This window comes from Streptomyces sp. ITFR-21, assembly GCF_031844685.1.
Lineage (GTDB): Bacteria > Actinomycetota > Actinomycetes > Streptomycetales > Streptomycetaceae > Actinacidiphila.
Map to the genome: position 1 here is coordinate 2,756,001 of NZ_CP134605.1, position 24,526 is coordinate 2,780,526.

The following is a 24,526-nucleotide window of genomic DNA, read 5'->3' on the forward strand; positions in this document are numbered from 1 at the left end:
GTCACGCCCCCGCTCGTACGGGCAGGGCCTGGCCGGCCGCGGGGAACAGGCCGAGACCGGCGAACAGGCCGGCGACGTCGGCGAGCCCGGGGAGGTCGCCGACGTGGGCGGTGACGGCGTCGGCGGAGCCGAGGGTCAGCAGCGCCTCGGCGCACCGGGCGGCGCCCGTGCCCAGCCGGAAGGTACGGCCGGTGGACGGCTGGTGCAGGCAGGCGCCGTCGTCGCCGAGGAGGAGGACGGCGCGGCGGCGTCCCGGGTCGGGCACCGGATCGGCGTCGGTGTCCGGCTCGGGCAGCAGCCGCGCGCCGAAGCCCGCGACGCGCAGACCGGCCATCCCGCGCGCCGTCAGGGTGCGCAGGCTGTCGACGGCCGCGAGGTAGTCCCCGAGCCAGGGGCGCGCGGTGAGGCCCGCGAGGCGCCCCGGCTCGTCGAGAACGGCGCCGAGGCAGACCGCGCAGCCCGCCGCACTCGACTCGTTGACGTCCTGCCACGTCTGGTACAGCCCCGCCGGCCCGTCGTCGAGGGTCCCGACGCGCACCCCGGACCAGGCGGTGGACACACCGCCGTCCGCGTCGACGTGCAGCCGCAGGCCGGGGCCGTCCCCGTCGCGGTCGGCGCTGAGCGCGGGCAGCTGCGCGAGGCGTACCGGCGCGGCGACTGCGAACTCCGGGAACCGGCCGGTCTCGCGGGCCAGGTCGGCGTCCGCGAGGAAGAGCTCGAAGTCGTCGGGCCCGGTCACCGTGACCAGGGTCGGGCCGAGCAGGGGCATGTAGGCGGCAGCGGCGTAGTCCCGGCTCTCCAGGAAGAACTCCTGGCCGAGGGAGAGTTCACCCCCGGGTTCGGCGAGCGAACCACCGTAGCCGACGTACGTGGGCGCCGCGGCGTCCGACCGGGCGGGCTCGGCCGCCTCGGACGGGTCCTGCGGTACGAAGACCACGCTGTGCCCGTCCACCAGGCCGGCCGCCGTGAGCGGTTCGGCCAGGGAGGCGTCGTCGAGCAGCACCGTGCGGGCGGCCGCGGGAGCGCCGACGGCGGACCCGGGGCCGGCCGCGCCGAACGGGCGGCCGGTGGCCCACGACAGCAGGTGCTGCCGGACGCGCTTCATCTCGCCGCCGTCGCTCATCGGGTCAACTCCCCTATCAGGGTCCGCAGTTCACTGAGAGCGGTCTGCGCTCCGGCCACGGCGTGCACCCCGGTCGGGTTGATGACGATCTCGTCCGCGCCCGCCTCGGCGTAGGCCCTGCAGGCCGCGGCCAGCCGGTCCGGCGTGCCGTACAGGAAGCCGCCGCAGTCCACGAGCCTGCGGGCGCGCTCCTGGATGTCGTCCTCCTCGGTGATGCCGGCGCCCGCGCGGTTCAGCATGTCGAGGTAGTGCGGGAACCGCAGGTGGCCCTGGTTGCTGGCCAGCGCCAGCCGCACCGGGTCACGGTCGGGCAGCTCCAGCGCCATGGGCACGATCGCGGTGACGCGCGGCGCGGGGCGCCCGGCGCGTTCCGCCCCCTCCCGCAGGGCCGGGACGAGGGTGTCCGCCAGATAGGAGGCCGGGGTGAGCCAGGTGATCGCCCGGTCGGCGACCTCGCCGGCCAGCCGCGCCATGCCGGGCCGCAGCACCCCGAGCCCTACGCGGACGTCGATGCCGGGCGTGGCGGGCAGCTGCGCCCGGGACACCACGTAGGAGCCTTCGACGGCCGTGACGTCGCCCGCGAGGATGCGGCGGACGGCCGTCAGGTACTCGCGCAGAGCCGACAGCGGCCGGTCGTACGGCTTGTCGAGGACCGACTCCTGGAACTGCGGGGAGCCGGGGCCGAAGCCCACGATCACCGGGTGGCCGGTCGCCATCGCCACGGACCGGGCCTGCAGCGCGGCCTCCAGGGGGTGCCGCAGCCCGGCCAGGGTCACTCCGAGTCCCGCGGGGACGCGGAATCCGGCGCCGGCGGCGTAGGCGAAGCCCTGGTGCGGCTCGACCAGCAGGGACTGGCCCTGCCAGAGCCGCTCCGCGCCGGTCCAGGCCACCAGTCCGGCGTAGGGCAGGATCTGCTCGGGACGGCGGGGCATGAACGGCAGCATGATCGAGTACGTCGTCATCCGTGCCACTGTCCCTTCCGCTCCGTGTCCTGCGCGCCGCCGACCGACGGCACGCTTCCGCAAGCCTGCCCAACTCCGCCGGAGCGGCCCCGGATCCCTTCCGTTCACCGGGGGTTCGCCTCGTCGTGGTGCTGAAAGTTATCCGGGGCCCGCGGGCCGGGCCACCCACCCTGAGAGGGGTCTTTCCGGCCGCGCGCCCTCCCTGCAGGGCGGGGCACACCCCCGCCTTGCGGGGAGTCGCGCCCGGCGCGGACTTCGGGTAAGCGCGCGGCTCCGCAGGGTGTTGGGGCCTGCTCGGCCCGCTGAGCGGGCGGGGTGGCGGTGTGGGCCGGGAGTGCGGACGGGGGCGTTCCGGTCGGCGTGCGGGCGGGTCGGCGGGGCGGCTCTCCCGACGGGCGAGGAGGCGGGATGGCTCGCCCGGCGGCGGGGAGGCCGGGCGGCGGGGCGGCTCTTCCGACGGACGGCCGGGCGCAGCACGGGGCCGCACGCCGGGCGCAGCACGGGGCCGCACGCCGGGCGCGGTGCGGCGTTCGGCGGGGCGGCCGGGCGGCGGGACACGCGTGAAAGGGGCCCCGGACCGGATCGGTGGATCCGGACCAGGGCCCCTTGCGGGCCGCGGACGGCCGGTCGGACGGGGCCCTTCGCGGTTGAGGGCGGTGCGGGAGCGCCCTACAGGGCCGACGGTGCGGGTGCCGGCGGTGCGGACTGCCGTGGGTGCGGCTGAGGAGCGCGCGGGTACCGGCGGTGCGGGTGCGGGCGGTGCGGGTGCGGGCGGTGCGGTTGTGCGGCGCTGGTGCGCGCCGCTCACGCCTCCGTGAGCAGCTTGGCGAGCAACTGCGTACGGTCCCGCGCACCCGACTTGCGCAGGATGTTGGACACGTGGAACTTCACCGTGGACTCCTCCACCTGGATGGCGGAGGCGATCTCGCCGTTGGTGAGCCCCTTGCGCACCCACCGCAGGACCTCCGCCTCCCGCCGCGTCAGCTCCAGGAGGGTGGGCGAGGCAAGTGCCGGGGCCGGGGCCGGGGCAGCCAGGGTCGCACCGACCACCTGGCGGCGGTGGTTGATCCTGTTCAGCAGGGAGAGGACCAGGGTCGGCGAGATCCACCCGTGCCCCTGGCACGTCTCCCGCACGGCGGCGAGTACCGCGCTGTCCAGGTCATTGCGGTCGACAATGGCCTGGACACCCGCCGACACCGCCGCGTCGAAGAACTCGTCCTCGCCCTCGACGAGCACCAGCGTCGGAGTCGGCGCGGGCGTGGCCGAGGTGGCGAGCCCGGCGAGGTCCACCACCAGGACCACCTGTCCGGAGTTCCCGAAGGGCTCCGCCGCGCCGACCACTTCCCAGCCCGTGGCAGCGAACAGCCGGCCGAGCCGCCGCTGCAGCGTCAGGTCCCCGACGCCGAGCCGGATCACGGGTGTGCTGCTGAACACCGCTCTTTGCGGCTGTTCCAATGGATGGACCATCACTGCTGCGCCCCGATCTCTCAGGCCATCCGTCCCGGTCGGCGTCACAACCACCGACCCGACCGGGGAGACGGCCGAATACCTCAGCAATTGACCTCCACACCTTAGACACTTGACGAACACATGGGACAAGATCCGGCGACCAAGGCATCGAGATTTAATGGAACCCGACAACGGATCACCCCCGTGCGGGGTACGCAGAAGACCCGCCACGCTGTCTTTTCCCCGGCCGATCACAGTGGTATGTCGGCGGCCTTCCCACCGAAGGAGACCGTCCCACCCGCAGGCGTTCAGGACCGGGCGACCGCGCAGCTCGCGGGCGGTGAGGAGGGCCTTGGGCCGCCGCCGCCCGCGGACCGCCGAGCCCCGCCTCCGCCGCAACCGGCCTCTGCCCGGACGTGCCGGCCGGACGCGACCGCGCTTTCCGCAGCCGCGGTCGCGCGCTCCGTATCTGCGGTGGAGCACGGCTCGCGGGGCGTGCGATCCTTTACTCACCTGAACGTTTGAGGGGGCGGCTGTCGAGGACCGACAGCCCTGACGAAGCGGGGTGTCCGACTCTCCCGGCGGCCGGACGAAGCGGCCGGCCGGCGGCCGTACGCCGGTGGAGAGCCCGACACAAGCCGGTACGAGCTGGTACGAGCCGGTACGAGCCGACCGCCGTACGCGTTCCGATCGGGCGGAACGGCGCCCGGCGGCGGGAATGGGCGGCACGCGGCACGATCGCGCACGGTCTCGTTCTGCGGTGGTCTCGGCTCGGATTCCGAAGACGGCTCGATTGACGCCCTGGGCCGGATACCCGCTGACCCGGTGCTTCTGTTTTCCCTGCGGCTTTTCGAGGGCGTGCGAAAGGAGCGCGTGAAAGCCGGGAAGGAGGCGACGGAGGTGCCGTGCGACCGAAGTGCGGCATTTCTCCGCCGGTGTTCCCCGTCGGGGCACGCGTTGCTTGCTATGCGGTATACGCATCAGCGGGATTTGTCGCGTCCCCACAAGCACCGGGCGAATGGGGCGACGTTTCGGTCCGCCCCAGGAGCCCGGGAACCCGGCTCGGCGCGCCTGCGCGGTCGGCGTGCGGGCCGCTTCCGTGGCGTTGCCGGACCGGAGGGGGCGGCAACGCCGGCGGCCAGGCGGGGCGCCCGATCCCCGTCGGATACCGGGGAGGCCCGAAGGACCACGTCGGCTCCGCGGCGAGGCGGATGGTGAACCGGTCCTGCGCGTGGACGCGCGGCGCCCGTCTCAGCCGGCCGGCTGGCCGGCCGGGACGGACCTCGGGGAACTGGTCACGGTCGGGCAGCCGCCGGTCATGACCGCCTGGACGTCCCTTCCGGGCGCCACGGTGTAGGAGAAGCAGTCGAGGAGCGGCCGGGGGACGCCAATGACCGATGTCGCGGCCCGCGTGCGGGTGAACCCCACCACGACGCGCACGGCGGCGCCGTTGCGCCGCACACCCAGCACGTCGCCCCCCGGCGCTGTCCCGGATCTCCCGGTCGGACAGCTCATCGTCGGTGTCCGCGGCCCGCAACCGCCGCGCCGTGTCGTCGGCGGCATGCTGCACGTCGTCCGCGCCGGGGCCCACCGGGTGGTGCTGGTACGGCTTGAGGCCGTGTGCGAGGAGCGCCCCCAGCACCAGCCACCCGGCGAGGAACAGGACGGGGAGCGCGGCCAGCGCCCACCCGGCCGATCGAGGACATCCGAACGACCGGACGGGGCGGGGGCGTTCCGTGGTCATCCTCCTGTATAGCCGATCGAGGTCAGCCATTGCTCGACCACGTGTTCGTACGTGGTGCTTCCCTCCCTGGTCGGGTGGAAGGACTCACGGCTCAGGCACGGGCCGATGGCGGGCACCCACGCCGGGGCGCACAGCCGGGACTCCGGGTCGCCCTTGTGGAAGTCGCCGTCGCCGTTCGGGCCGACGACGACCGCGTTGATCCACGGATCGGAGTCGCACGCCGCATGGCCGGCGAACGCCGCCAGCGGGCTGACGATCGCGATACCGCCCGTCGGGTGTTCGAGCGAGAGGCCGCCGACCATGTCCGACTCGGCGTCGTTCAGGTACTCGGCGAGCGTGGCCAGGTCCCGGGATTCGTTCAGACCCGTGGTCGGCGATCCCGGGCACACTGTCTGCGTGCTGACGATGACCGGATAACTCACCAGCAGGATGCGGGCGTTGGGTGCCCTCTCGTTGATCATGTGAATCGTCCGCCCGGTGTCCGGGACGATGTCGCCGTCGATGACGCCCTCGTACTTCGCCAGGAAGCCGGGACCGGAGCAGTCGGAGACCAGTCCGGCGCACTCCGTGAACGCGTTGGAGAAGGCGTCCTGGTCGTTGCCGCCCGCCGTCAGGGTGACCAGCGTGGTGTCGTCGTCCAGCACCCCGGAGTCCAGCTGGTCCATCTCGTGGAACTGCCCGTCGTCCGGGTCGTGGGCCCGGTCGTTCCAGGTCCTGCGGCGACGGCGGCACCCCGCTGTCCGCGGGTGCGGCGGGCTTGGCCGGCTCCGCCGCCGGGCCGCCCTGACGCGGTGCGGCCGTGGCCGGGCCGACCGGTTCCGCCCAGGCCGAACCGCTCTGCGGCAGCGCGGCCACGGCCATCGCGGCCGCGGCCAGGCCGAGCGGCGTACGGGATGTCCTTCTCCGTCTCATGGAACTCCAGTCACGGGTATGTCAGGTGGTCGAAGGGTGGTGCCCCGGTACCCGGCGGTGCCCCGGTACCCGGCGGTGCCCCGGTACCCGGCGGTGTCCGGTTCCGGTGGTGTCCGGTTCCGGTGGTGGCTGCCGCCGGGCGTACGCGATCCGTCGGTGGCAGAGGTCGACGGTCTCCCGGCCGGGTGAGGGCGGTTGGGGAGATCAGGCGGTGGGTGTGCGGGCCGAGAGCGGGCGCACGGCCCCGCCGGCGTGCTGTCGGCGGGGCCGTGCGGGTCAGCGGCGCAGGGCCGCCAGGGGTTCGGTTCCGGCGGCCCGCGGGGCGGGGTACAGCCCGGCCGCGAAGCCTGTCAGTGCGCCGATCAGCGGTGCGGGCAGGACCGCGTAGGGCTGGAGTACCGCCGTCCAGTTCCTGGCCAGCGCCGTGCCGACCACGGTGGAGATCCCCAGGCCGGTACCGATCAGCCCGCCGAGCGCGCCGAGCACGGTGGACTCGGTCAAGAACCGCGCGGTGATATGCCGGGGCCGCGCGCCGAGCGCCCGGCGCAGGCCGATCTCCCCGGTGCGTTCGAGTACCGCCGCCAGCGTGGTGTTGGCGATGCCGACGGCCCCCACGACCAGGCAGACCGCGGCGCGGATCAGGAACAGTCCGGAGAGGTCGCTGCCGACCTCGTCGCGCAACCCGTGCGGGTCCGGCGACGGCACGGCGGTGAAGACCTGCGGCTTGTCCGGCCGCAGCGCCAACGGAGCCTGGTGAGCGATGAGTCGGCCGGCACCCGGCAGGGTGTGGATGAGCGCCTGCGCGGGTGAGTCGACGGGCGGACCGTAGGCACGCAGCGCCGTACTGGTCGGCACGACCATGCCGAGCAGCATCTGCGGCAGCCGCCGCACGTCGGAGAGGACGCCGACGACCGTGTACGCGGTGCCGTCGACGAACACCGCGGGCAGGTTGTCGACCGGTGTCACCGCGACCGTGCCGTCCGCCGACACGCCGGCCGTGACCTGGAGGACCCGCTGTGTGCCGGCGGGGCTGACGACCGTCACGGTGGTGCGGGTGCCGGCCCCCGCTGAGATCGCCGCCACCGGTACGGCGAGCACCGCGCTGTCGGTGGCCGCCGTGCTGATCGTGATCCGTACGTCCTGACCCGCGAATCGGGTGTCCCACGCCTTCGCCGGGCGGATCGTCAGCGGCAGGCTGTGGTCGCCGCCCGGAGGGGCGGGTCCGGTGTCGGGGGCGCCGTCACCGTCCTTGTCGTCGCCGGCCGCCGCGTCGCCGCCCGGCGTCATCGGTGCGCCCACCGACTCGACCGTGCCGTCGGCCTGCGCGCCGGTCGCCTCGGCCAGCACCCGCGCCTTCATTCCTGCGGTCACCAGGCCCGCCCGCGCGGGGTCGAGTCGCCCGGTCAGCGTCATACCGCCGCGGGCCAGAGTGACGACGCCGCCCTTGACCGGATCACCGACCCGAACCGGCACCGACACCACCCGGGCGGGCAGCGTGGGGACGAAAACCGCCTCGGAGGTGGGCACCATCGCGTGGGTGACGGGTGCCGCGGGGGTCGGCGGCGGGTCCGCGGGCTTGTCGGCGCTCCCGCCGTCCGCGCCGGGCGTGCCGCTCCGGTCCGCGGGGGCGGCCGGCTTCCCGTCCGGTACGGCGTCGGCCCTGGCCGTACTGACGGGTGCCGGATAGCCCAGACCGTCGTACATCCGCCTCGCGCCGTGCTCGGTACCGGGGCTGAACACGCCCCTGGCGTCCGAACCGGTGGGGTGTCCCAACGACCGCAGTGCGGACTGTAGCCGAGCCACATCCTTGCCCTGCTCGCCGAACGTCAGATCCCGGCAGGCCGGCAGCGCGCCCTTCAGCGCGAAGACCGGCCGGCCGGAGAACTCGACGAGGACCCGCCCGGCGCCGACATTCTGACCGGGGTGCGCGTACACCCCGGTCACCATCAACCGGGCGGGCTGCGACGGCACCGTGGTCGTCGCCACCGAGGTCGGCGCGGCCGACACCGTACGCCGGTCGGAAAACGTACCGCGCAGCACCACCGCTGAGCGCGGCACCTGCCGCACCACGGTCGCGGTGATCACGCTCGCCTTGGGCTGCCGGGTGTCGGCCGCCGCCTGTGACGGCGACTGCACCCGTCCCGACCCCAGCAGCCCGCCCACCGACAGCACGACCGCCGCCGCGGAGGGCGTCAGCACCGTACGGCGGCGCCGCACCAGCCGCGACGCCGCCGCCTCTTCGTCCGTGTTCCCGGTCATCGTGCCCGTCCTCGCCCTCAACCGGTCACGGCGGCGGCCGCCTTGACCACGGCGGTGATCCGTCCCTGTATGTCCCGCAATGTCAGTTGGTTGTCCTCGACCTGTTGCCGCTGGATGCCCGACTCGACGTCGAACCAGGTTTTCACCAGGCCCGTCCTCGCCTTGCAGTCGACGTCGGTGACCGCGACCCGGATGGCCGCGGCGCTGATCGCCCGGCCGCGGACGTACGGGGCGAGGTCGGCGGCCCGCAGCGGACTCGCCACGGTGTAACCCCCGCTCTTCACGCACTGCGACCAGGCGGTGACTGCCTGCCGGACCCGCGGCTCCGCCTAGGACCTGTCCAGGCTGTCCGCGTCCAGCCTTCCCTCCAGGCTGGTGTCGGTCAGCGACACACCGACCCTGTCCCGTGCCTCCGCGGCACACCCGCCGTCCGGTACGGCTTTGCCCTGATACGTCGACGGCGCCGTCGCGGCGTCCGGCTTCACCGCCACCCGGCCGGTCAGCACGGCCGTCTCCGCGTCGGACAACGCGGGCATCCGCTGTCCTGGCTCCCCCTCGTCGCCGATGGTGTACGCGAACCTCCCGGCCGCGGCCCGGTCGGTGATCCCGTAGCGGCGCTCCATGTTGGAGTCGTCGTTGTCGGGCGGGGGCGTGGTCCCGGGCGGCGGCAGTACGAGAGTAAAGCCGTACCGCGCCATGCACTGCTCCGTCAGCCGGTTCAGCGCCCGGTCGATCGCGACCCTCTCGGGATACGCCTCCATGTACGCCTCGAGGGGCAGCACCATCCCCTTGGCCAGCCCCGACCGAGGCACCGCGTCGGGCCACGCGGCAGCCGCCACCGGCCCCGCCTGCCCCGGGACGGCACCGGGCGATGCCGTCCCGCCGCCCCCTCCGGAACACCCGGCGAGCAGGGCCGGCAGCAAGGCTCCGCCCAGCATGGCCGCCAGGGTCCGCCTCCTAGGCCCAGTGCTGGGAGGCATTTTCGTTCGTGAGCGTCGAGTCGAGGTTGATGGCCGGGGCATCGAGGCAGTAATAGGCGGCGTCGAATTCCTGGGAGTGGCCGGTGTAGCCGGAGTTGTAGTAAATCCGGTAGTCGTCCCGCGTGACGGTGCTGCACGAGACCGCCGCGGCCGCGTTGTTCTTGACCGGCTCGCCCGAGCCCTCGCCCTTCCCTGCGAAGAACTCGTAGTGGTAGACGTAGGTCCGCTCGCCGACCTGCCCGGTGTCGGAGGCGTAGTTGTAGACGTCCCCGTAGAAGACGGCGTTGCTCCCGGTGGGAAACTGGGCGCTGCCGGTCCTGGAGTGGTAGAAGAGGTACAGGCCGCCGCCGACCATGTCGTTCCCGTCGCAGTCCTGCGGGTACATCCCGCAGTTGTTGCCGACGTACACGTTGAGCGGCGGGCTCGCGTGGGCCGGTGCGGTGGTCACCGCGGAAACGCCGGCTGCGGCGACGACAGCGGCCATGGCGGCCTTGCGGGAGACGCGACCGTTGAGAATGTTCTCTCCGTCCGACAGGTGACGCCCTGCGTGGTGCGGACGCTGCCCTCCAGCTGTCCGGTGTCCACACGTTAGGTCGGGCGGCCCGCCGTCGCCTTGGCACCCAGTGCCCTCTTCTTGACGCTGGGTACCCTGATGTCCCCGGAGCCGCCCGGCCGCGCTGAGCCACGCGTTCCCGCGCCGGGATCACGGGCCCACGGCCCCCGGGCCGTACCTCCGTGCGAGGGGATCCCGGCCCCGGGCCCGGGCGGGATCGTCGGACCAGGGGTCCGCCCAGTGTCTTCCCCTGGGGTGCGGGGGCGGGCCGGACGGCGAGAGTGGTCCGCGTGCCCAGGGCTGAGGAAAGCCGATCCGCGTGTCCGTCCTGCTGCGCGTCCGCCCTGTCCGCGTGCCGTACCGCACCCGCGCGGCGGGGGTTCGGCGACTGGCCATGATCGACACCCGGAGGGAACGATGGGACCACCACTCGTAGCCCTGATGTCGGCGCTGGCACTGTCCGCGCTGTTCCCCGCGGCGGCGATGAGTCGCGGCCCGGCCGGCATTTCGTGGACGGCATCGGTGCGCCCGCCGCCCCGGGCGCAGACAGTCGTGGAGACGCCGCAGCCACCCTCGTCGGGCGAGGGCCCACCAGCGGCCTACACCGACAGGCCAGCACACGGCGCGTGGGCTAAACATAGCAATGTCATGTCATATCACTCAAAGCTGTGGCCGTGTCGGCTGACCAGTCCTCTCGCGTACGGAGTCCGCCTTGCCTTCGGTCGAGATCCCAACCCGCCGAAAGCGGGCGGAGAAGCCCTTCCTCTCGTACCTCGTCGCCTCGGCGCGCGGTGTCGGACAGGTGGATCTCCAGCCGGGAGCATGGACCGGTGCGGTCATCCTCCTGGCACTGTGGACAGCTGGCTGGGAAATCGGGGTTTTCGCCACCCTCGGCACACTGGTCTCCACCATGACCGCCTTGGCACTGGGCTCCGACCGCTCGGGCGTCAGGCAGGGCCTCCAGGGCTACTGCGGCTGTCTCACGGGGATCGCACTGGTGACCTATCTGGGCCACCACGTGGCCACCTATGTGCTCGCCGTCGTGGGGGCCGTCGTGTGCACCATCCTGATGGCGGCGCTTTCGACGGTCCTCGCTCCCACCGGGCTGACCGCCCTCACCGCACCGTTCTGCCTGGTCTCCGGCGTCATGGTGCTCGGAGCACCTGATTTCGGCCGGATCTGGCACGGGGCCCCGGCGGCCGTCTCCAGCACGACCGGCGGGGGCACCGGGCTGTCGTGGGACGACCTGTGGCACGGCTTCTTCTGCAACGTCGCGCAGGTCTTCCTCGTCGACAAGTGGCAGGTCGGGCTCATCATGCTCGTCGGTCTGGCCCTGGCCGGGGCACGTGTCGTCCTGTTCGCCGGGGCAGGCAGCATCGTCGGCATGTTTGCCGCGTGGGCCCTCGGAGCGCCCACGCGGCTGATCGCCAACGGGATCTACGGATACAACGCCGTGCTCGTGGCTGTCGCGGTCGGTGCGGTCCTGCTGGCCCCCACCCCCTGGAACGCGGCGTACGCGCTGTTCGGCGCCGCTGCCTCCACCGGCCTGACGGCCTCTTTGACCTCGCTCTTCAAGCCCTTCGGGGGGCACACGTTCACCTGGCCCTTCATTCTCACGGCCTGGGTCCTCATGGCCGCGGTACCGCGCCTGCCGCGGTTCCGCCCGAGCGGCTGACGGTCACCTCCGTTCGTGTTCTCCACCGCACTGTGATGAGGAAGGCAAGCACGATGAACCTCGCTCCCCGCGAGATCGACAAGCTGTTGGTGTACGTGGTGGCCGATCTGGCCCGCAAGCGCCGTGCCCGTGGTCTCAAGCTCAACTACAGCGAGTCCGTCGCCCTGATCACCGAGGCGATCCTCGAAGCGGCTCGTGACGGGAAGAGCGTGGCCGACTGCATGGATCTCGGCCGTCACGTCGTCGGAGAGGGCGACACGATGCCAGGAGTACGCCGGATGCTCAATCTGCTCCAGGTGGAGGCGTCCTTCACCGACGGCACCAAGCTCGTGTCCTGCCACGACCCCATCGGTGGTTGACCCGATGGGCGAACGCTGCCGGGTGGTCGCCGTGTGCGGCCACGAAGCCGCCTACGGGCGGGTGCCGGACATCCTGGTGGACCCGGACGTGACCGTGGTTCCGAACGGACGGGAACTGTTCCGTGCCATAGCGCTGCTCGGCCGGCGGGGCGAACCGAGCTGCGTGGTGCCGATGACGTTCGGGCGCGACCCCGATCTCGTCGCCGACACGGCGCGCACCCTGCGGGCGCTGCCCGACGAGCACCGTGCCCTGACCTGTCTGGCCGGAGCCTTCGGGACTGCCCAGCACCTCGTGGGCTGGTTGCGAGCCGCGGCGGGCGGGGTGCCGGCCACCGACGCGTTGCTCGTGACGGCACCTTCCGCAGGCCCGTTCGAGGACGCCGAGCTGTATCGGACGGCAAGCCTCGTACGGTGCTTCGGCGACCACTCCCTGGTCGAAGTGGCCTTCACCGGCGGCGATCCGGACCTCGTGCACGGTGTACGGCGCTGCGCCCTGCTCGGTGCCTCCCGGGTGGTGATGCTGTCAGCCGCGTTCACGGTGCCCGCGCCTCCGGACGCCCCGGGAGTGCCGGTCGAGGCAGCGGGTCCCCCGGTTCCGCGCGCAGCGCTGCGGCGAGTGATCGGCGAACGTGTCTCGGCCGCCCTGCACCGTCTCCGGGACCACGGCGACGACGGGATCTCCGCCGGTCTGACGGCGGCCGACGAGCACGGCCACCACCACACTCACCCGCCGGGCGAGGACCACCACCACACTCACCCGCCGGGCGAGGACCACCACCACACTGCGGGCCCGCCGCACACGCACGGTCCGGCCCCCGAATTCGAACACCCGCAGGGCTTTCGGCACCCGGACCACCAGATCCCCGGTGCGGCCCCCGTTCTGAGGATCAGCCCATGACGACCCCTCCGACATACATCTACGGCGAGGAACCGATCGAGATCAACGCGGGCCGCCGCACCGTGACACTCACCGTCAGCAACACCGGCGACCGGGCGATCCAGGTCGGGTCCCACTACCACTTCTTCGAGGTGAACTCGGCGCTGGCCTTCGACCGCAGGCGAGCGCTCGGGATGCATCTCAACATCCCGGCGGGCACCTCCGTACGCATCGAGCCCGGCGGCTCGCGTGAGGTCGAGCTCTGCGCCTACGCGGGTACGGGCCGTCTCGTCGGTTTCAGCGGCCTGCTCAACGGCAGCCTCGCTTCCCGCCCCGCCAGGGTCGAGGCCGTTCGCCGGGCCATCGAAGAGGGCTTCCAGGGAGCGCAGGGACCCCCGGAGACCACGACCAGCAGCGAGGCGAGGAGCAGCCGTGGCACCGCGGCCACCAGCAGCGGCCCCGACGCGGAAACGGCGCCGGGCGCGAAAGGCCGGGCCGGCGGAGCCGGCACGGCACGGGCCCGAGGCGGGCCGAGCACCGAAGGCGTGCAGAACGAGAAGAAGGGTTCCCGCTGATGCCCATCCTTCCCCGCAGGCAGTACACGGACATGTTCGGCCCGACGGTCGGCGACCGCTTCCATCTCGCCGACACCAATCTCGTCGTCGAGGTCGAGAAGGACTTCAGCGAGGGCCAGTACGGCGACGAAGTCCTCTACGGCGGCGGGAAGACCATGCGGGACGGCATGGCGTCCTCCCCGCAGGCGACAAGCGCGCAGGGCGCCCTCGACACCGTCATCACCAACGTCGTGGTCATCGACCCCGTGGTGGGCGTCGTCAAGTGCGACATCGGCATCAAGGACGGCATGATCGCCGGGATCGGCAAGTCCGGCAATCCGCAGACCCAGAACAACGTTCATCCGGACCTGGTCATCGGCCCGGGGACCGAGGCCATCGCGGGCGAGCACCTCATCGCCACCGCGGGGGCCATCGACTCCCACGTCCACATGATCTCCCCGCAGCAAGCCGAACAGGCGCTCACCAACGGCATCACCACCCTCATCGGCGGGGGCACCGGGCCCTCGGACGGTTCCAACGGCACCACGTGCACCCCGGGGCCGTACAACATCGCCCGGCTGCTCCAGGCTGCCGAGGGCTGGCCGGTGAACCTCGGCATCATGGGCAAGGGGAACGGCAGCCTGCCGGAGGCCCTGAACGAGCAGATCGAGGCAGGTGCCTGCGCCCTGAAGGTGCACGAGGACTGGGGCGCCACTCCGGCGGTGATCGACAACGCGCTCGACGTCGCCGACCACCATGACGTACAGGTCGCCATTCACACGGACAGCCTGAACGAGAGCGGCTTCTTCGAGGACACCCGTTCCGCGATCGACGGGCGCGCCATCCACACCTTCCACAGCGAGGGTGCCGGCGGCGGCCACGCCCCGGACATCTTGCGCGTCGCGGGTGAGCCCAACGTTTTGCCGTCCTCCACCAATCCGACGTTGCCCTACACCAAGAACTCCGTCGACGAACTCCTCGACATGGTCATGGTGTGCCACCACCTCAGCCACGACATCCCCGAGGACGTGTCCTTCGCGGACAGCCGGGTCCGTGCCGAGACGATCGCCGCCGAGTCGGTGCTCCACGACCTCGGTGTGATCAGCATGTTCTCCTCCGACTCCCAGGCCATGGGACGGGTAGGGGAGTCGGTCACGCGCGCCTTCCAGACCGCGCACCACTGCAAGGACAAACTCGGCGTCCTGGAGGGTGACTCCGCGCGGAACGACAACCAACGGGTCCTTCGCTACCTGGCGAAGGTCACGATCAACCCCGCCATCGCCACCGGCATCGCCGACCACGTCGGTTCGCTCGAGAAGGGGAAGATCGCCGACATCGTCCTGTGGCCCATCCACTCCTTCGGGGCCAAGCCCAAGATGGTCATCAAGGGCGGCATCATCTCCTGGGCGCAGATGGGTGACCCGAACGCCTCTTTGCCGACCCCGCAGCCGGTCATCTACCGCCCCTGCTTCGGGCAGTACGGCAAGGCCCTGCCTGCCACGCACGTCACGTTCATGTCTCAGGCGGGCATCGCCGCCGGAGTGCCGGCGGAACTCGGCCTGGACCGCAGGATCCTGCCGGTGCGGGGCACACGGACCATCGGCAAACACAACATGGTGCGCAACAACGCGCTTCCGGACATCCGGGTCGATCCGGAGACCTTCAGGGTCACCCTCGACGGCAGGGTCGCGACGATCGACCCTGCTGAGGAACTGCCCCTCAACCACCTGTTCTTCCTGGTCTAGCGGATGCGCCACGATGCGGCAGGACTCCTCGGAGACCCGGCACCCGGCACCGCGTCCGCCTCCTGTGCGGACGCGGCAGACGGCGCCGGCGAGGGGTCGGACCTCGGGTCGCTGTTGATTGCTCTCCAACTCACCGACTCGGCCTTCCCCAGCGGGTTCTACACGCTCTCGCACAGTCTGGAGGGCTTCGCCCAGGCCGGCGCCGTGGACGCCGACGGCCTTCCCCTGCTGCTGGGGGATTTGCTGCTGCACGGTGTCGGTCCGGCGGACGCGACCGCGCTCGCCCTCGCCCACCGCGCCGCGGCGGCGGGAGATGTGGATGGAGCGGCGGCCGTCGACACCCACCTGTTCGCCACGAAACTGGGACAGGAGATGCGTCAGGCGTCGACCCGCACCGGAAGGCAACTCCTCGACCTGGCGGCAGAAGTCTTCGACCACCCACTGATCAGGGCGTACTTGGCCCGGGTGCGGCGCCAGGAGGCCCCCGGTACCCAGGCCGTCGCCGCGGGCATCGTCTACGCGGCGACCGGGGTTCCGGTCAGGCAGGCCGTCGCCTGTGACCTGTTCGCCTTCTGCGCCAGCTTCGCCGGGGCTGCCCTCCGGCTCCGGCTCACGGACCACCGCAGGGCCCAGACGCTGTTGCGGGGGGCCGCCCCCCTCGTCGAACGCGCCGTCGAGGAGGCGGTACGGCGCGAACTACCCGACATGGGCGCCACCGTCTTCGCCTCCGATGTCATGTCAGGGCGTCATGAGCGCGCAGAAGCACGGCTTTTCGCCAGCTGAACACCCAGCCACCGCATCAAGGAGAACCGTGGACGACAACGTACTGAGAGTCGGGATCGGCGGGCCGGTCGGCTCCGGCAAGACCGCACTCGTCGAGGCTCTGGTGCCGACACTCATCGCACTCGGCCGCCACCCCTCGGTCATCACCAACGACATCTACACCAAGGAGGACGCCGACCACATCCGCCGCACGCTCGACGGAGTCCTGGAACCGGAGCGGATCGTGGGAGTGGAGACGGGAGCATGCCCGCACACCGCCGTACGCGACGACCCGACGATGAACCTGGCGGCCGGAGCCGAGTTGCTGGAGCACTTCCCCGACACCGACACGCTGCTGTACGAGTCCGGCGGGGACAACCTCACACTCACGTTCAGCCCGGCGCTCGTCGATGTCTTCCTCTTCGTGCTGGACACGGCGGAAGGCGAGAAGATGCCCCGCAAACGCGGCCCCGGCATCACCGATTCCGATCTGCTCGTCATCAACAAGATCGACATCGCGCAATACGTCCGTACCGACATCGGCGTCATGGAGTCGGACGCGTACCGGGTCCGCGACAACCGGCCCGTCGTCCTGACGGACTGCCTCACGGGCGTCGGCATCGCCGACGTCGCCGACTACCTCGAATCCCGGCGCAAGGCGCTGATCTGACATGTCCGGCACCTCGGCGCCCTCGCGCGCACCCTCCGTTCCCCCGCGGGGCGCCGTAGACAGGCTCGCGCCGGAGTACTACGCGGCGCGTCGCCTGCCACCCGATGTCGCGGCCCTGGCATCCGTGCCCGACACGCTCGCACCCGGGTCACCGGCCAAGGTCGGCATCCTGGATCTGGCGTTCGCGGTCCGGGCCGGCCGTACCGAACTGGTCCAGCGCTACCAGAAGAGTCCCCTGCAGATCATGCGGCCGCTGTGGATCGACCCGATGATGCCCGGCATGAGTCACGTGTACCTGATGTCGACCGGCGGAGGCGTCGCCCAGGCGGACCGGTACCGGATGGACTTCCGCTGCGGCCCCGGCACCGAGGTCCATCTGACCACGCAGGCGGCGACGAAGGTCTTCCGGATGGAGCACGACTACGCCAGCCAGCGAGTGCACCTCACGGCGGAGGACGGCTCGTACGTCGAGTACCTCCCCGATCCGCTGATCCCGTTCAGGGACGCCCGGTACTACCAGCGCACCGAGGTCACCGTCGCCCCCGGGGCCACCGTGGTCATCGGGGACACCCTGACGGCCGGACGGCTCGCTCGCGGCGAACGGCACGACTACCGGGTGCTCGCCACCGATCTCCACATCCGCCGCCCCGACGGCACACTCCTCGCCGTCGACACCCTGCGGCTGGCGCCGGGATCGGGGCGGGGGCGGTCGGAGGTCGCCGGACCGGGGGTGTTCGCCGGGCACGACCACGTCGCCTCGGTCTTCGTGGTCACCGACCGCGCCCCCGCGGCGGAGGTCGCAAGCGCCCTGCACCACGCGCTGGCGGACCTCGGTCCGCTCTACGGCGCCAGCGTGCTGCCCGGAGAGTGCGGGGCCTGGGTCCGCGTCCTCGGTGACAGCCCGGTCCTGGTCGCCGCGGCCAGGCACACCGCCTGGGACGCCGTACGCCGTCTGCTGACCGGTCACCCGGCCCCCGACCTGCGCAAACCCTGAACGCCCCCGGTACCGCCCCTTCACTCCACGAGGTGTCCGCCGATGCTCGCCGATCCCGCGCCGATGCCGCCCGCGTACGACTCAGGGGACACCGCCTGGCTGCTCGCCTCCACCGCGATGGTACTGCTGATGACACCGGCACTGGCGTTCTTCTACGGCGGCATGGTGCGCGGCAGGCACGTCCTGATGATGATCAAAATGAGTTTCGCCGCACTCGCCTTCGGCACCCTCCTCTGGTGGGCCGTCGGCTATTCGCTGGCCTTCGGTCCCGACGTCGGCGGCGTCGGTCTGATCGGCGGAGTCGATCACGCGTTCATGCGGGGGGTCGGCCTCACCACCCTGACCGGCGATATCCCCACATATCTCTACAGCACGTTCCAGATGGGCTTCGCGATCATCACCGTCGCACTGATCAGCGGATCGATCGCGGACCGCGCCACCATGAAGGGCTGGCTCGTCTTCGTGGTCCTGTGGCTGCTCATCGTCTACGTCCCCCTCGCCCACTGGGTGTTCGACCCGAACGGCTGGATCGTCAAGCACCTCGGGGCACTTGACTTCGCCGGCGGGCTGCCGGTGGAGCTGAACTCCGGCGTCGCCGGGCTGGCCGTGGCCCTCGCGCTCCGCGCCCCGCGCGACCTGGCCCGCCAGGAAGAGCGACCGAGCAACATCCCGCTCGTCGTCATCGGCGCCGGACTGCTCTGGTTCGGCTGGTTCGGCTTCAACTCGGGCTCCGCGCTCACGGATCAGGGCACGGCGGCGGCAGCCTTCCTCAACACCCAACTGGGCGCCGCGGGCGCCATGGCCACCTGGCCGCTCGTGGAGAAGCGGCGCACCGGCCGCGTCACCACCGTGGGGGTCGTCTCCGCAGCCGTCGCGGGTATGGTCGCGATCACTCCGGCCTGCGGGGAGGTCAACACCCTGGGAGCCGTCATCACCGGTCTGGTAGTCGGCGCCGTCTGCGCGTACGCCATTACCCTGAAGTACCGCCTCGGCGTGGACGACACCCTGGACGTCGTCGGCGTACACGGTGCCGGCGGCCTCGTCGGCCTGGTCATGGTGGGGCTGTTCGCCACCTCACGCATCAGTGGGACCGAGGGCCTCTTCTACGGCGGCGGCTGGAGCCTGCTGGGCAAACAGCTCATCGCCATCCTCTCCGTGACGGCCTTCTCCTTCGTCCTCACCTGGATCATCGCGAAGGCGGTGGACACCACCGTCGGATTCCGCTCCGGGCAGCGGTACGACGCGGTTCCGGGCGAAGAGGCGGAACGGGCCTACGACTTCGGGACCGCCGAACGTCTGGAGGCGCTGGTCTCCGGAAAGCCGGCCGGCAGCGACTCCGAACTCATCCAGGAGATCAGCCGGCTGCTCAAGAACCGGGAGGAGGCGAGTTAGCGGCGACCCTACCGGTTCGCCCGGCTGCGCCCCGGGTCGCACCCGCCGGGGGCGATCAGGTGCGGCACCCCGGCAGCAGCCCCTCGGGCTCCGGCTGCCGCTGTCGAGCGGGAGCCGCCTCGACCCCGGCGGAGAGAACGGCGGCGAGGGTCACCACAGCGGCACCACCGAACGCTGAGGTCGCGAGGATCCACAGCGCGCCGGTGGTCGCGTTGCCGTCGAAGTAGACCGTGTTGCGCACCACGGTCGTACCGGGCCCCGGGCGGCTGGGCAGCAGGCGCTGCGCGGCGTCGAGGTTCCAGGTCTGCCGGGTGGCGCCCAGAGTCTCCTGCCGGACGAGGTCCTTCGGGCAGGCTGAAGACGCCGTCTTCAGCCTGCCCGAAGTCCGCGCATCCGTCGGTGCGGCCTCGTCACTCCTCCAGGATGAAGTCGGCGGCGATCCAGCCCGTCACCATGGCCGGGGCGGCGGTGTTGCCGGCGACCTGGACCGGGAGGACGGAGGCGTCGACGACTCGCAGGCCGGTGACACCGCGGACGCGAAGCCGCGCGTCGACCACGTCCTCGTCGTCGGGACCCATCGCGTTCGCCCCGACGGCGTGGTAGATGCCGGAGCCGGTGTCGAGGGCGTAGCGGAGTACCTCGTCCGCGGTGGAGACGCCGGCTCCGGGGAACTCCTCGTCGAGGACGTAGTCGGCAAGGGGTCCCTTCGCCACCACCGACCGTGCGATGTCCAGGATGGGGGCAGTGGCCGCGCGATCCGCCTCGTCCTGGAGGAACCGGGCTTCGATGATCGGCGCGTTTTCCGGCAGCCGCCCGCTGAGGTGCACGGAACCGGTGGTGTTGGGCCTCATCTGGTAGCCCATGAACATGATGCCGGAGTGCTTCGCCAGCTTCATGGACGGGCTGGAGGTGTCCAGCGCCATCGGCACCCAGATCCCCTGGATGTCCGGCCGGTCGAGGTCGGGCGAGGACTTGAACTGGCAGATGAGGTCGTAGCCACCGGTGGCGATGGGCCCGCCGCGGGAGAGGAGGTACTTCAGCCCTTCCCAGCCTTGCTTGGGCACGGAGTTGAGCTGCTGGGTCGGGCCGATCTGCTGCTTGAGCCGCACCTGGATGCTGACCCCGCGCTGCTCGATGACCCGCTCGCCGACGTTGGGGCTCTCCACTCGCGGTTCGACACCCGCGGCGCGGAGGATGTCGGGCCGGCCGATGCCCGAGCGCTCCAGCAGCAGCGTGGACTCCACCGAGCCGCCCGAGAGGATGACTTCCTTCCGCGCCCGGTACTCCACGGCATGATCACCCTTGCGGGCCCTGACTCCGACGACCCGGTTGCCGTCGAAGACGAGATAGCCGGCCTTGGTGCGGGTGGCGACGGTCAGGTTCTTCCGCTTGCGCACCGGGCGGACGAACGCGCTGTAGGCGCTGGTGCGCAGACCGTTGCGGATGGTCGACGGAGTAAACCCGATGCGCTCATGGTCGTACGCGTTGGTGTCGTCGACCTGCTCCCACCCATGGGCTTGCGCCGAGCCCAGGATCGCCCGCACCACCTCGTCGTCGTTCTCGGCGATGGAGACGCCGAGGGGCCCGCCGGCGCCGCGCATGTCGGAGGCGCCGAGGGAGTGGTCCTCCATGGTCCGGTAAGCGGCCAGGGCCGCCTCCCAGTCCCAGCCGGGGTTGCCCCGCGCGGCCAGGCCGTCCCAGTCCGCGGCGGCACCCCGGGTCCACATCATGCCGTTGACGGCTGTGGAACCGCCCAGCACCTTGCCCCGGGTCCAGTCCTCGACCTGGCGACCTGGGCCGACCGGCTGGGTCTTGTAGTGGTATGTGTAGCGGTCACCCTTGAGCGTGAAATAGAAACCCTTGGGGATGTAGAGCATGGGGTTGGTGTCCGCGCCCCCGTATTCCAGCAGCAGGACCTCGTGCCGCGGGTTCTCGGAAAGCCGGTTGGCGAGCACTGAGCCCGCCGCCCCAGCGCCAACGATGATGTAGTCGTACTGCACAGCGGAGCTTCTTCCTGTGGTCCTGTCCCCCTGCCACCGGGGCGGGCCCCGCCCGCCCCGGTTCGACTGCTTTGCCTTCCCTGCCACCATACCTCTGAAACGGGGATCTATCCACGTTTCCCTTTCCAGTCGTACGGACTGAGTAGGGTGGGGAGCATGACCGCCCCCCGGCAACGCCCTCGCAAGGACCAACTGCGCAACCGTGAGGCGCTGATCACAGCGGCGCGCGAGGTGTTCACGCGGCACGGGATCGACGGCCCGCTGGACGTGATAGCCAGGCGAGCCGGAGTGGGCAATGCCACCCTTTACCGGCATTTCCCGACCCGGCGCGACCTCATCAGCGCGATTCTCGTCGTCAACCTGCGACGCAGTGAAGCCGTGCTGGCCGAAGCGATGGACCGGGCGAGCGGCGGGGACGGAGTCCGGTCCTTCCTGGAGTGGCTGTTCGCCGAACAGATCGACAACCCCGCGTACATGAGCGCCCTGCGCGCCATCCCGTCAGGCCAGAACGCCGAGGTCGACCGGCTGCGGGGAAAGACCCTGGCCGACCTCGAACTTCTCGTCGAACGCGCCAAGGCCGAAGGATCGATTCGGGCCGACCGGTGGATCGAGGACCTCCTGCTCGCGTTGGCCCTCAACGAGCAGCTCGCCCACAGCGGGTTCGGCGACCCGGCGAGCGCTTCCCGCAGGTTCCTCGATCTCACCCTCGCCTCCCTGACCGCCTCCCCGCCGCCCGCGCCGCCGAGCCCGCCGACGCCCCGTTCCGTGCTGGAACTGCGACGCACCCTCGGACACGCGTTGGCGGGCCTGCCGTACCGGGAAGGACCGGCCGAATGATGAGTTGACGCCCTCGGAGCGCCGCGGGGGCTCCCGGCGGCCGCAGGGGAGCGGCTCGGGGAAAACGTGGTGCCCTCCCCGTATTGATCCGGTCACACCGCGCGTCGCGGCCCGGTCGGCGCTCGACCCACGACGGCTCCGGGTCCGACTCCGCTTGAACGTGAGCGTCCGGCGGCTCTCACGGTGACCGCCTCTGGGACGGATGCCGGACGGTCACCGGACAGCAACGAGTGCCGCTTCGAAGCCGCGCTACCGCCGGACGGCGGGGACCTCAGGCTTCATGACCGCGGAGACCAGGCACCGCAACGACGCCAAGTGCTCGTCGTCGGCGGCGAAGGGAGATGATGCGTTCCCGGAAGGGAGAACGGGCAGGGCGGGGCCGTCCTGGCCGAGCCGCGACACCGTGTGCGCGAGGTATCCCAGGTTCTGCGCGATGGTGGCCGCCGCGCCGCGTCCATCGACAGGCGCGGACACGGTCAGGTGGCGCAACGCGACGGTGAGGGCTCGGTGGGCCTCGACCTGCGCGCGGGTGCGGCTCCGATCCGCGCGGGTCAACGCGGGCCGCATCAGTACCGCGGCGTGCCACCGGTGGCTGTGTGCGTCGACCTGCCGTATGCGCAGCGGTAGACGCGTGTCGTCGGCGTTCGGTCGGGAACCGGTGCCGGCCAGTTCGTCGAGCAGAGTGCTGGTCGCCTGCACGAACCCGCTGCGCGCGAGGTCGACGGTGTCCCGTGCCCGGACCGGCAGTACGCCGAACGCCATGCCGACGGCCAGGGCCGCGCCGAGGGCGGTCTCCGACAGCCGGGTCGGAACAAGCGCCGACTCGTAGTGATGCATGGCGGCGTAGGTCTGGAAGACGCAGACGGTGATGAAGAAGGCGAGGAACGTATAGGACACGGGCGCCAGGTAGTGGCCCAGCAGGCAGCTCACGAGTACGACACAGATGACCGGGCCCGAACGGCCGTCCAGCAGAGTTGTCACCGGCACAGCGGCCAGGCACCCCGCGAGGGTTCCGATGAGCCGGTGAGCGCCCTTGACGAGGGTCTGCTCCCGGGTCGTCGGCCCGAGAAGAACGATGAAGACCGCGATGAGCGACCAGTAGTACTGCGTCGACGAGATGAGACGTCCCAGCAGAATGGCGAGCGCGACCGCCAAGGCGGCCTGGGTCGCGTAGCGTGTGGTCACATCCGCCAGGAGCCGGCGGAGCGAGGCCAGACGAGGACGGCCGGCGGCGGTGTCCGCCCCGCGGGCCCGAGGACTGACGCCCGTCGCCGCCGGGGCGGCGACGGGGGTGAACCCGACCGCGGCGAACTCCGGCAGGGGTTCCTCCTGCCAGTCCCGTCCGGCTCGCAGGAAAGCCAGGGCCGAGTCCGCGAGGACACCGAGGGCGTCGTCGTGGTCGGCCTCACCCGCCGGGGTCCGGACCGCGCGTATCCGCAGCGCCTCGTCCCACGCTGCCTGGTGCTCACCTCGGGCAAGGGGCCGCAGGAGGCCCAGGGCCTGCGCACGGGCGGCGGCGGGGTGCGCGGGTCGCTCGTCCAGCGCCCCGCCGAGGTCGCGGACCGCGTGCGCGAGAGAGTCCGCGGCGACCTGGCTCTCAAGGAGCCGACGGCGTACATGGGCGGCGCGTCCGCCCGGTGCGAACACCGGCGCGTACGCGAGCCAGCCTTCGACCGCCAGGGCGGAGGAGCCCAGGACGGCATGGCGCGCGCTGAACCGCCGGGCACGGGAAGAACGGTCGGGGGCCTCGAGCAGTCGGCAGGCCGCCGCGAAGAGCAGTTCGCCGCGTGCGCGCCAGGCACGGAGCGCGTGGCGCAGCGAGGCTCGCGGCCGGTGGCGGAACACGGTCAGCGACAGAACGCCGCTGCACACGCCGGCAAGCACCTGCGCCCAGAGCAGATAGGGCAGCTCGGACGCCGGGGGCCGGATGACCACACCCATGTAGTAGCCGGCCCAGGACAGCAGACCCATGATCACGAAGGGAGGGCCGAGCCGGCGGACCTGTACCGCGAGGAAGGTCAGGACGACAAATCCGAACAGCACGCCGGTGAATCCGGACGAGGTCCGGACGACGACCGCCGCGGCGAGCCCCGCGCCGGCGGCCACCGGTTGCAGGGCGGCGAAGCGGACGCGGTGCCGCCAGGAGGGGTGCAGAAGGGCGCCCGACGCCTGCATCGCGGCGACCCCGCCGACGAGCATGCCCGTCAGGGCGCCGCGTCCCCCGAAGGGTACGGGTGAGAGCACATACTCGACGGCCAGCGTGACGCCCAGGCAGACGGTCGCGGCCCACGCGCCGCGCCAGCGTGCGAGCCCGGGATCGAGGGCAGCCCAACGACTGCCGATACGGGCGGCACTCCTGCGGATCATCTCCCTGCCTCACCTGCCCCTGGGGCATCCCGTCAACGACATCGATAAATGTATCATACATATATAGGGTGGGAGGGGTGTACGCCGCCAGCGCGGAGCCGCCAGGCGCGGCTGCTGCCGCCGCCGGTGCGCCCCACAGTCGGCCCCGGTTTTCTCTCCCCGATGTGACTCGCTATACGGATTTCCCCGGCCAACCGATGGTGATCGACACTTCCTTCGGTATCGATGAGGGCCGCGAGATCCACGCAGAGAACGTGTTCTGAGCGACGATCACGTGCTCCTCCCATGCCCGCCGTCCCCGCCCACCGCGTC

The 24,526-nt window shown here is 71.6% G+C and carries 21 protein-coding genes and 1 pseudogene; 11 read left to right on the forward strand and 11 right to left on the reverse strand.

Annotated elements, in window-relative coordinates; all coding sequences use genetic code 11:
- Position 1: 1 nt before the first annotated feature.
- From mpaB to RLT57_RS12025, 8 genes are all read right to left on the reverse strand, one after another.
- Positions 2-1,123, reverse strand: a complete 1,122-nt coding sequence (gene mpaB / locus RLT57_RS11990) for a daptide biosynthesis RiPP recognition protein (RefSeq protein ID WP_311297381.1) — start codon at positions 1,121-1,123, stop codon at positions 2-4.
- Complete coding sequence (locus RLT57_RS11995; protein WP_311297382.1) at positions 1,120-2,085, reverse strand: LLM class flavin-dependent oxidoreductase; 966 nt, start codon at positions 2,083-2,085, stop codon at positions 1,120-1,122. The genes mpaB and RLT57_RS11995 overlap by 4 nt, the downstream gene beginning before the upstream one ends.
- An 804-nt stretch (positions 2,086-2,889) precedes the next feature.
- On the reverse strand, positions 2,890-3,519 hold the full coding sequence (locus RLT57_RS12000; protein WP_311297383.1) for a helix-turn-helix transcriptional regulator: 630 nt from the start codon (positions 3,517-3,519) through the stop codon (positions 2,890-2,892).
- Between the two features lie 1,755 nt (positions 3,520-5,274).
- Complete coding sequence (locus RLT57_RS12005; RefSeq protein WP_311297384.1) at positions 5,275-5,943, reverse strand: hypothetical protein; 669 nt, start codon at positions 5,941-5,943, stop codon at positions 5,275-5,277.
- A 523-nt stretch (positions 5,944-6,466) separates the two neighbouring features.
- On the reverse strand, positions 6,467-8,449 hold the full coding sequence (locus tag RLT57_RS12010) for an ABC transporter permease (protein ID WP_311297385.1): 1,983 nt from the start codon (positions 8,447-8,449) through the stop codon (positions 6,467-6,469).
- A 17-nt stretch (positions 8,450-8,466) separates the two neighbouring features.
- On the reverse strand, positions 8,467-8,712 hold the full coding sequence (locus RLT57_RS12015) for a hypothetical protein (RefSeq protein WP_311297386.1): 246 nt from the start codon (positions 8,710-8,712) through the stop codon (positions 8,467-8,469).
- 66 nt (positions 8,713-8,778) lie between these two features.
- The gene (locus tag RLT57_RS12020; RefSeq protein WP_311297387.1) at positions 8,779-9,234 is read right to left on the reverse strand and encodes a hypothetical protein; all 456 of its coding nucleotides are present in this window, start codon (positions 9,232-9,234) and stop codon (positions 8,779-8,781) included.
- Between the two features lie 172 nt (positions 9,235-9,406).
- A complete protein-coding gene (locus tag RLT57_RS12025; protein ID WP_311297388.1) occupies positions 9,407-9,913 on the reverse strand; it encodes a hypothetical protein in 507 nt (168 codons plus the stop codon).
- A gap of 781 nt (positions 9,914-10,694) precedes the next feature.
- Between RLT57_RS12025 and RLT57_RS12030 the strand changes: the two genes are divergently transcribed.
- The 9 genes from RLT57_RS12030 to RLT57_RS12070 are packed head-to-tail and all read left to right on the forward strand — an operon-like array spanning position 10,695 to position 19,010.
- On the forward strand, positions 10,695-11,657 hold the full coding sequence (locus RLT57_RS12030; protein WP_311297390.1) for an urea transporter: 963 nt from the start codon (positions 10,695-10,697) through the stop codon (positions 11,655-11,657).
- Positions 11,658-11,710: 53 nt separating this feature from the next.
- Positions 11,711-12,016 (forward strand): urease subunit gamma, encoded by a 306-nt coding sequence (locus RLT57_RS12035; RefSeq protein WP_311297391.1) that lies wholly within the window; start codon positions 11,711-11,713, stop codon positions 12,014-12,016.
- 4 nt (positions 12,017-12,020) lie between these two features.
- Complete coding sequence (locus RLT57_RS12040) at positions 12,021-12,914, forward strand: cobalamin biosynthesis protein CbiX (protein WP_311297392.1); 894 nt, start codon at positions 12,021-12,023, stop codon at positions 12,912-12,914.
- Complete coding sequence (locus RLT57_RS12045) at positions 12,911-13,468, forward strand: urease subunit beta (protein ID WP_311297393.1); 558 nt, start codon at positions 12,911-12,913, stop codon at positions 13,466-13,468. Before RLT57_RS12040 ends, RLT57_RS12045 begins: the two co-directional genes overlap by 4 nt.
- Positions 13,468-15,192: an urease subunit alpha gene (ureC, locus tag RLT57_RS12050; RefSeq protein WP_311297394.1), complete on the forward strand. Its 1,725-nt coding sequence runs from the start codon at positions 13,468-13,470 to the stop codon at positions 15,190-15,192. Before RLT57_RS12045 ends, ureC begins: the two co-directional genes overlap by 1 nt.
- A gap of 3 nt (positions 15,193-15,195) precedes the next feature.
- Complete coding sequence (locus tag RLT57_RS12055) at positions 15,196-15,975, forward strand: urease accessory protein UreF (protein ID WP_311297395.1); 780 nt, start codon at positions 15,196-15,198, stop codon at positions 15,973-15,975.
- Between the two features lie 28 nt (positions 15,976-16,003).
- Complete coding sequence (gene ureG, locus RLT57_RS12060) at positions 16,004-16,624, forward strand: urease accessory protein UreG (protein ID WP_311297396.1); 621 nt, start codon at positions 16,004-16,006, stop codon at positions 16,622-16,624.
- Between the two features lies 1 nt (position 16,625).
- Positions 16,626-17,618: an urease accessory protein UreD gene (locus RLT57_RS12065; protein ID WP_311297397.1), complete on the forward strand. Its 993-nt coding sequence runs from the start codon at positions 16,626-16,628 to the stop codon at positions 17,616-17,618.
- A 42-nt stretch (positions 17,619-17,660) separates the two neighbouring features.
- Positions 17,661-19,010 (forward strand): ammonium transporter, encoded by a 1,350-nt coding sequence (locus tag RLT57_RS12070; protein WP_311297398.1) that lies wholly within the window; start codon positions 17,661-17,663, stop codon positions 19,008-19,010.
- A gap of 55 nt (positions 19,011-19,065) precedes the next feature.
- Here the strand turns inward: RLT57_RS12070 and RLT57_RS12075 are convergent.
- Together RLT57_RS12075 and RLT57_RS12080 are read right to left on the reverse strand one after the other, a co-directional pair.
- A pseudogene (locus RLT57_RS12075) lies at positions 19,066-19,272 on the reverse strand (hypothetical protein); the annotation flags it as partial.
- Between the two features lie 148 nt (positions 19,273-19,420).
- Positions 19,421-21,010 (reverse strand): GMC family oxidoreductase, encoded by a 1,590-nt coding sequence (locus tag RLT57_RS12080; protein WP_311297399.1) that lies wholly within the window; start codon positions 21,008-21,010, stop codon positions 19,421-19,423.
- 156 nt (positions 21,011-21,166) lie between these two features.
- On the opposite strand from RLT57_RS12080, the gene RLT57_RS12085 reads away from it, so the two are divergent.
- Positions 21,167-21,847, forward strand: coding sequence for a TetR/AcrR family transcriptional regulator (locus tag RLT57_RS12085; RefSeq protein WP_311297400.1), 681 nt, complete (start codon positions 21,167-21,169; stop codon positions 21,845-21,847).
- A gap of 249 nt (positions 21,848-22,096) precedes the next feature.
- On the opposite strand, the gene RLT57_RS12090 is transcribed toward RLT57_RS12085, so the two are convergent.
- Positions 22,097-24,214 carry an FUSC family protein gene (locus RLT57_RS12090; RefSeq protein WP_311297401.1) on the reverse strand — a complete coding sequence of 706 codons (2,118 nt, stop codon included), beginning with the start codon at positions 24,212-24,214 and terminating at the stop codon, positions 22,097-22,099.
- A gap of 77 nt (positions 24,215-24,291) precedes the next feature.
- Between RLT57_RS12090 and RLT57_RS12095 the strand changes: the two genes are divergently transcribed.
- The gene (locus RLT57_RS12095) at positions 24,292-24,477 is read left to right on the forward strand and encodes a hypothetical protein (protein WP_311300926.1); all 186 of its coding nucleotides are present in this window, start codon (positions 24,292-24,294) and stop codon (positions 24,475-24,477) included.
- Positions 24,478-24,526 lie beyond the last annotated feature (49 nt).

Coding starts and splice junctions, on each gene's coding strand:
- mpaB (WP_311297381.1), bottom strand. CDS start 1,123: ATGAGCGACGGCGGCGAGATGAAGCGCGTCCGGCAGCACCTGCTGTCG.
- RLT57_RS11995 (WP_311297382.1), bottom strand. CDS start 2,085: ATGACGACGTACTCGATCATGCTGCCGTTCATGCCCCGCCGTCCCGAG.
- RLT57_RS12005 (WP_311297384.1), bottom strand. CDS start 5,943: ATGGACCAGCTGGACTCCGGGGTGCTGGACGACGACACCACGCTGGTC.
- RLT57_RS12010 (WP_311297385.1), bottom strand. CDS start 8,449: ATGACCGGGAACACGGACGAAGAGGCGGCGGCGTCGCGGCTGGTGCGG.
- RLT57_RS12020 (WP_311297387.1), bottom strand. CDS start 9,234: ATGGTGCTGCCCCTCGAGGCGTACATGGAGGCGTATCCCGAGAGGGTC.
- RLT57_RS12025 (WP_311297388.1), bottom strand. CDS start 9,913: ATGGCCGCTGTCGTCGCCGCAGCCGGCGTTTCCGCGGTGACCACCGCA.
- RLT57_RS12035 (WP_311297391.1), top strand. CDS start 11,711: ATGAACCTCGCTCCCCGCGAGATCGACAAGCTGTTGGTGTACGTGGTG.
- RLT57_RS12040 (WP_311297392.1), top strand. CDS start 12,021: ATGGGCGAACGCTGCCGGGTGGTCGCCGTGTGCGGCCACGAAGCCGCC.
- RLT57_RS12045 (WP_311297393.1), top strand. CDS start 12,911: ATGACGACCCCTCCGACATACATCTACGGCGAGGAACCGATCGAGATC.
- ureC (WP_311297394.1), top strand. CDS start 13,468: ATGCCCATCCTTCCCCGCAGGCAGTACACGGACATGTTCGGCCCGACG.
- RLT57_RS12055 (WP_311297395.1), top strand. CDS start 15,196: ATGCGCCACGATGCGGCAGGACTCCTCGGAGACCCGGCACCCGGCACC.
- RLT57_RS12065 (WP_311297397.1), top strand. CDS start 16,626: ATGTCCGGCACCTCGGCGCCCTCGCGCGCACCCTCCGTTCCCCCGCGG.
- RLT57_RS12070 (WP_311297398.1), top strand. CDS start 17,661: ATGCTCGCCGATCCCGCGCCGATGCCGCCCGCGTACGACTCAGGGGAC.
- RLT57_RS12085 (WP_311297400.1), top strand. CDS start 21,167: ATGACCGCCCCCCGGCAACGCCCTCGCAAGGACCAACTGCGCAACCGT.
- RLT57_RS12090 (WP_311297401.1), bottom strand. CDS start 24,214: ATGATCCGCAGGAGTGCCGCCCGTATCGGCAGTCGTTGGGCTGCCCTC.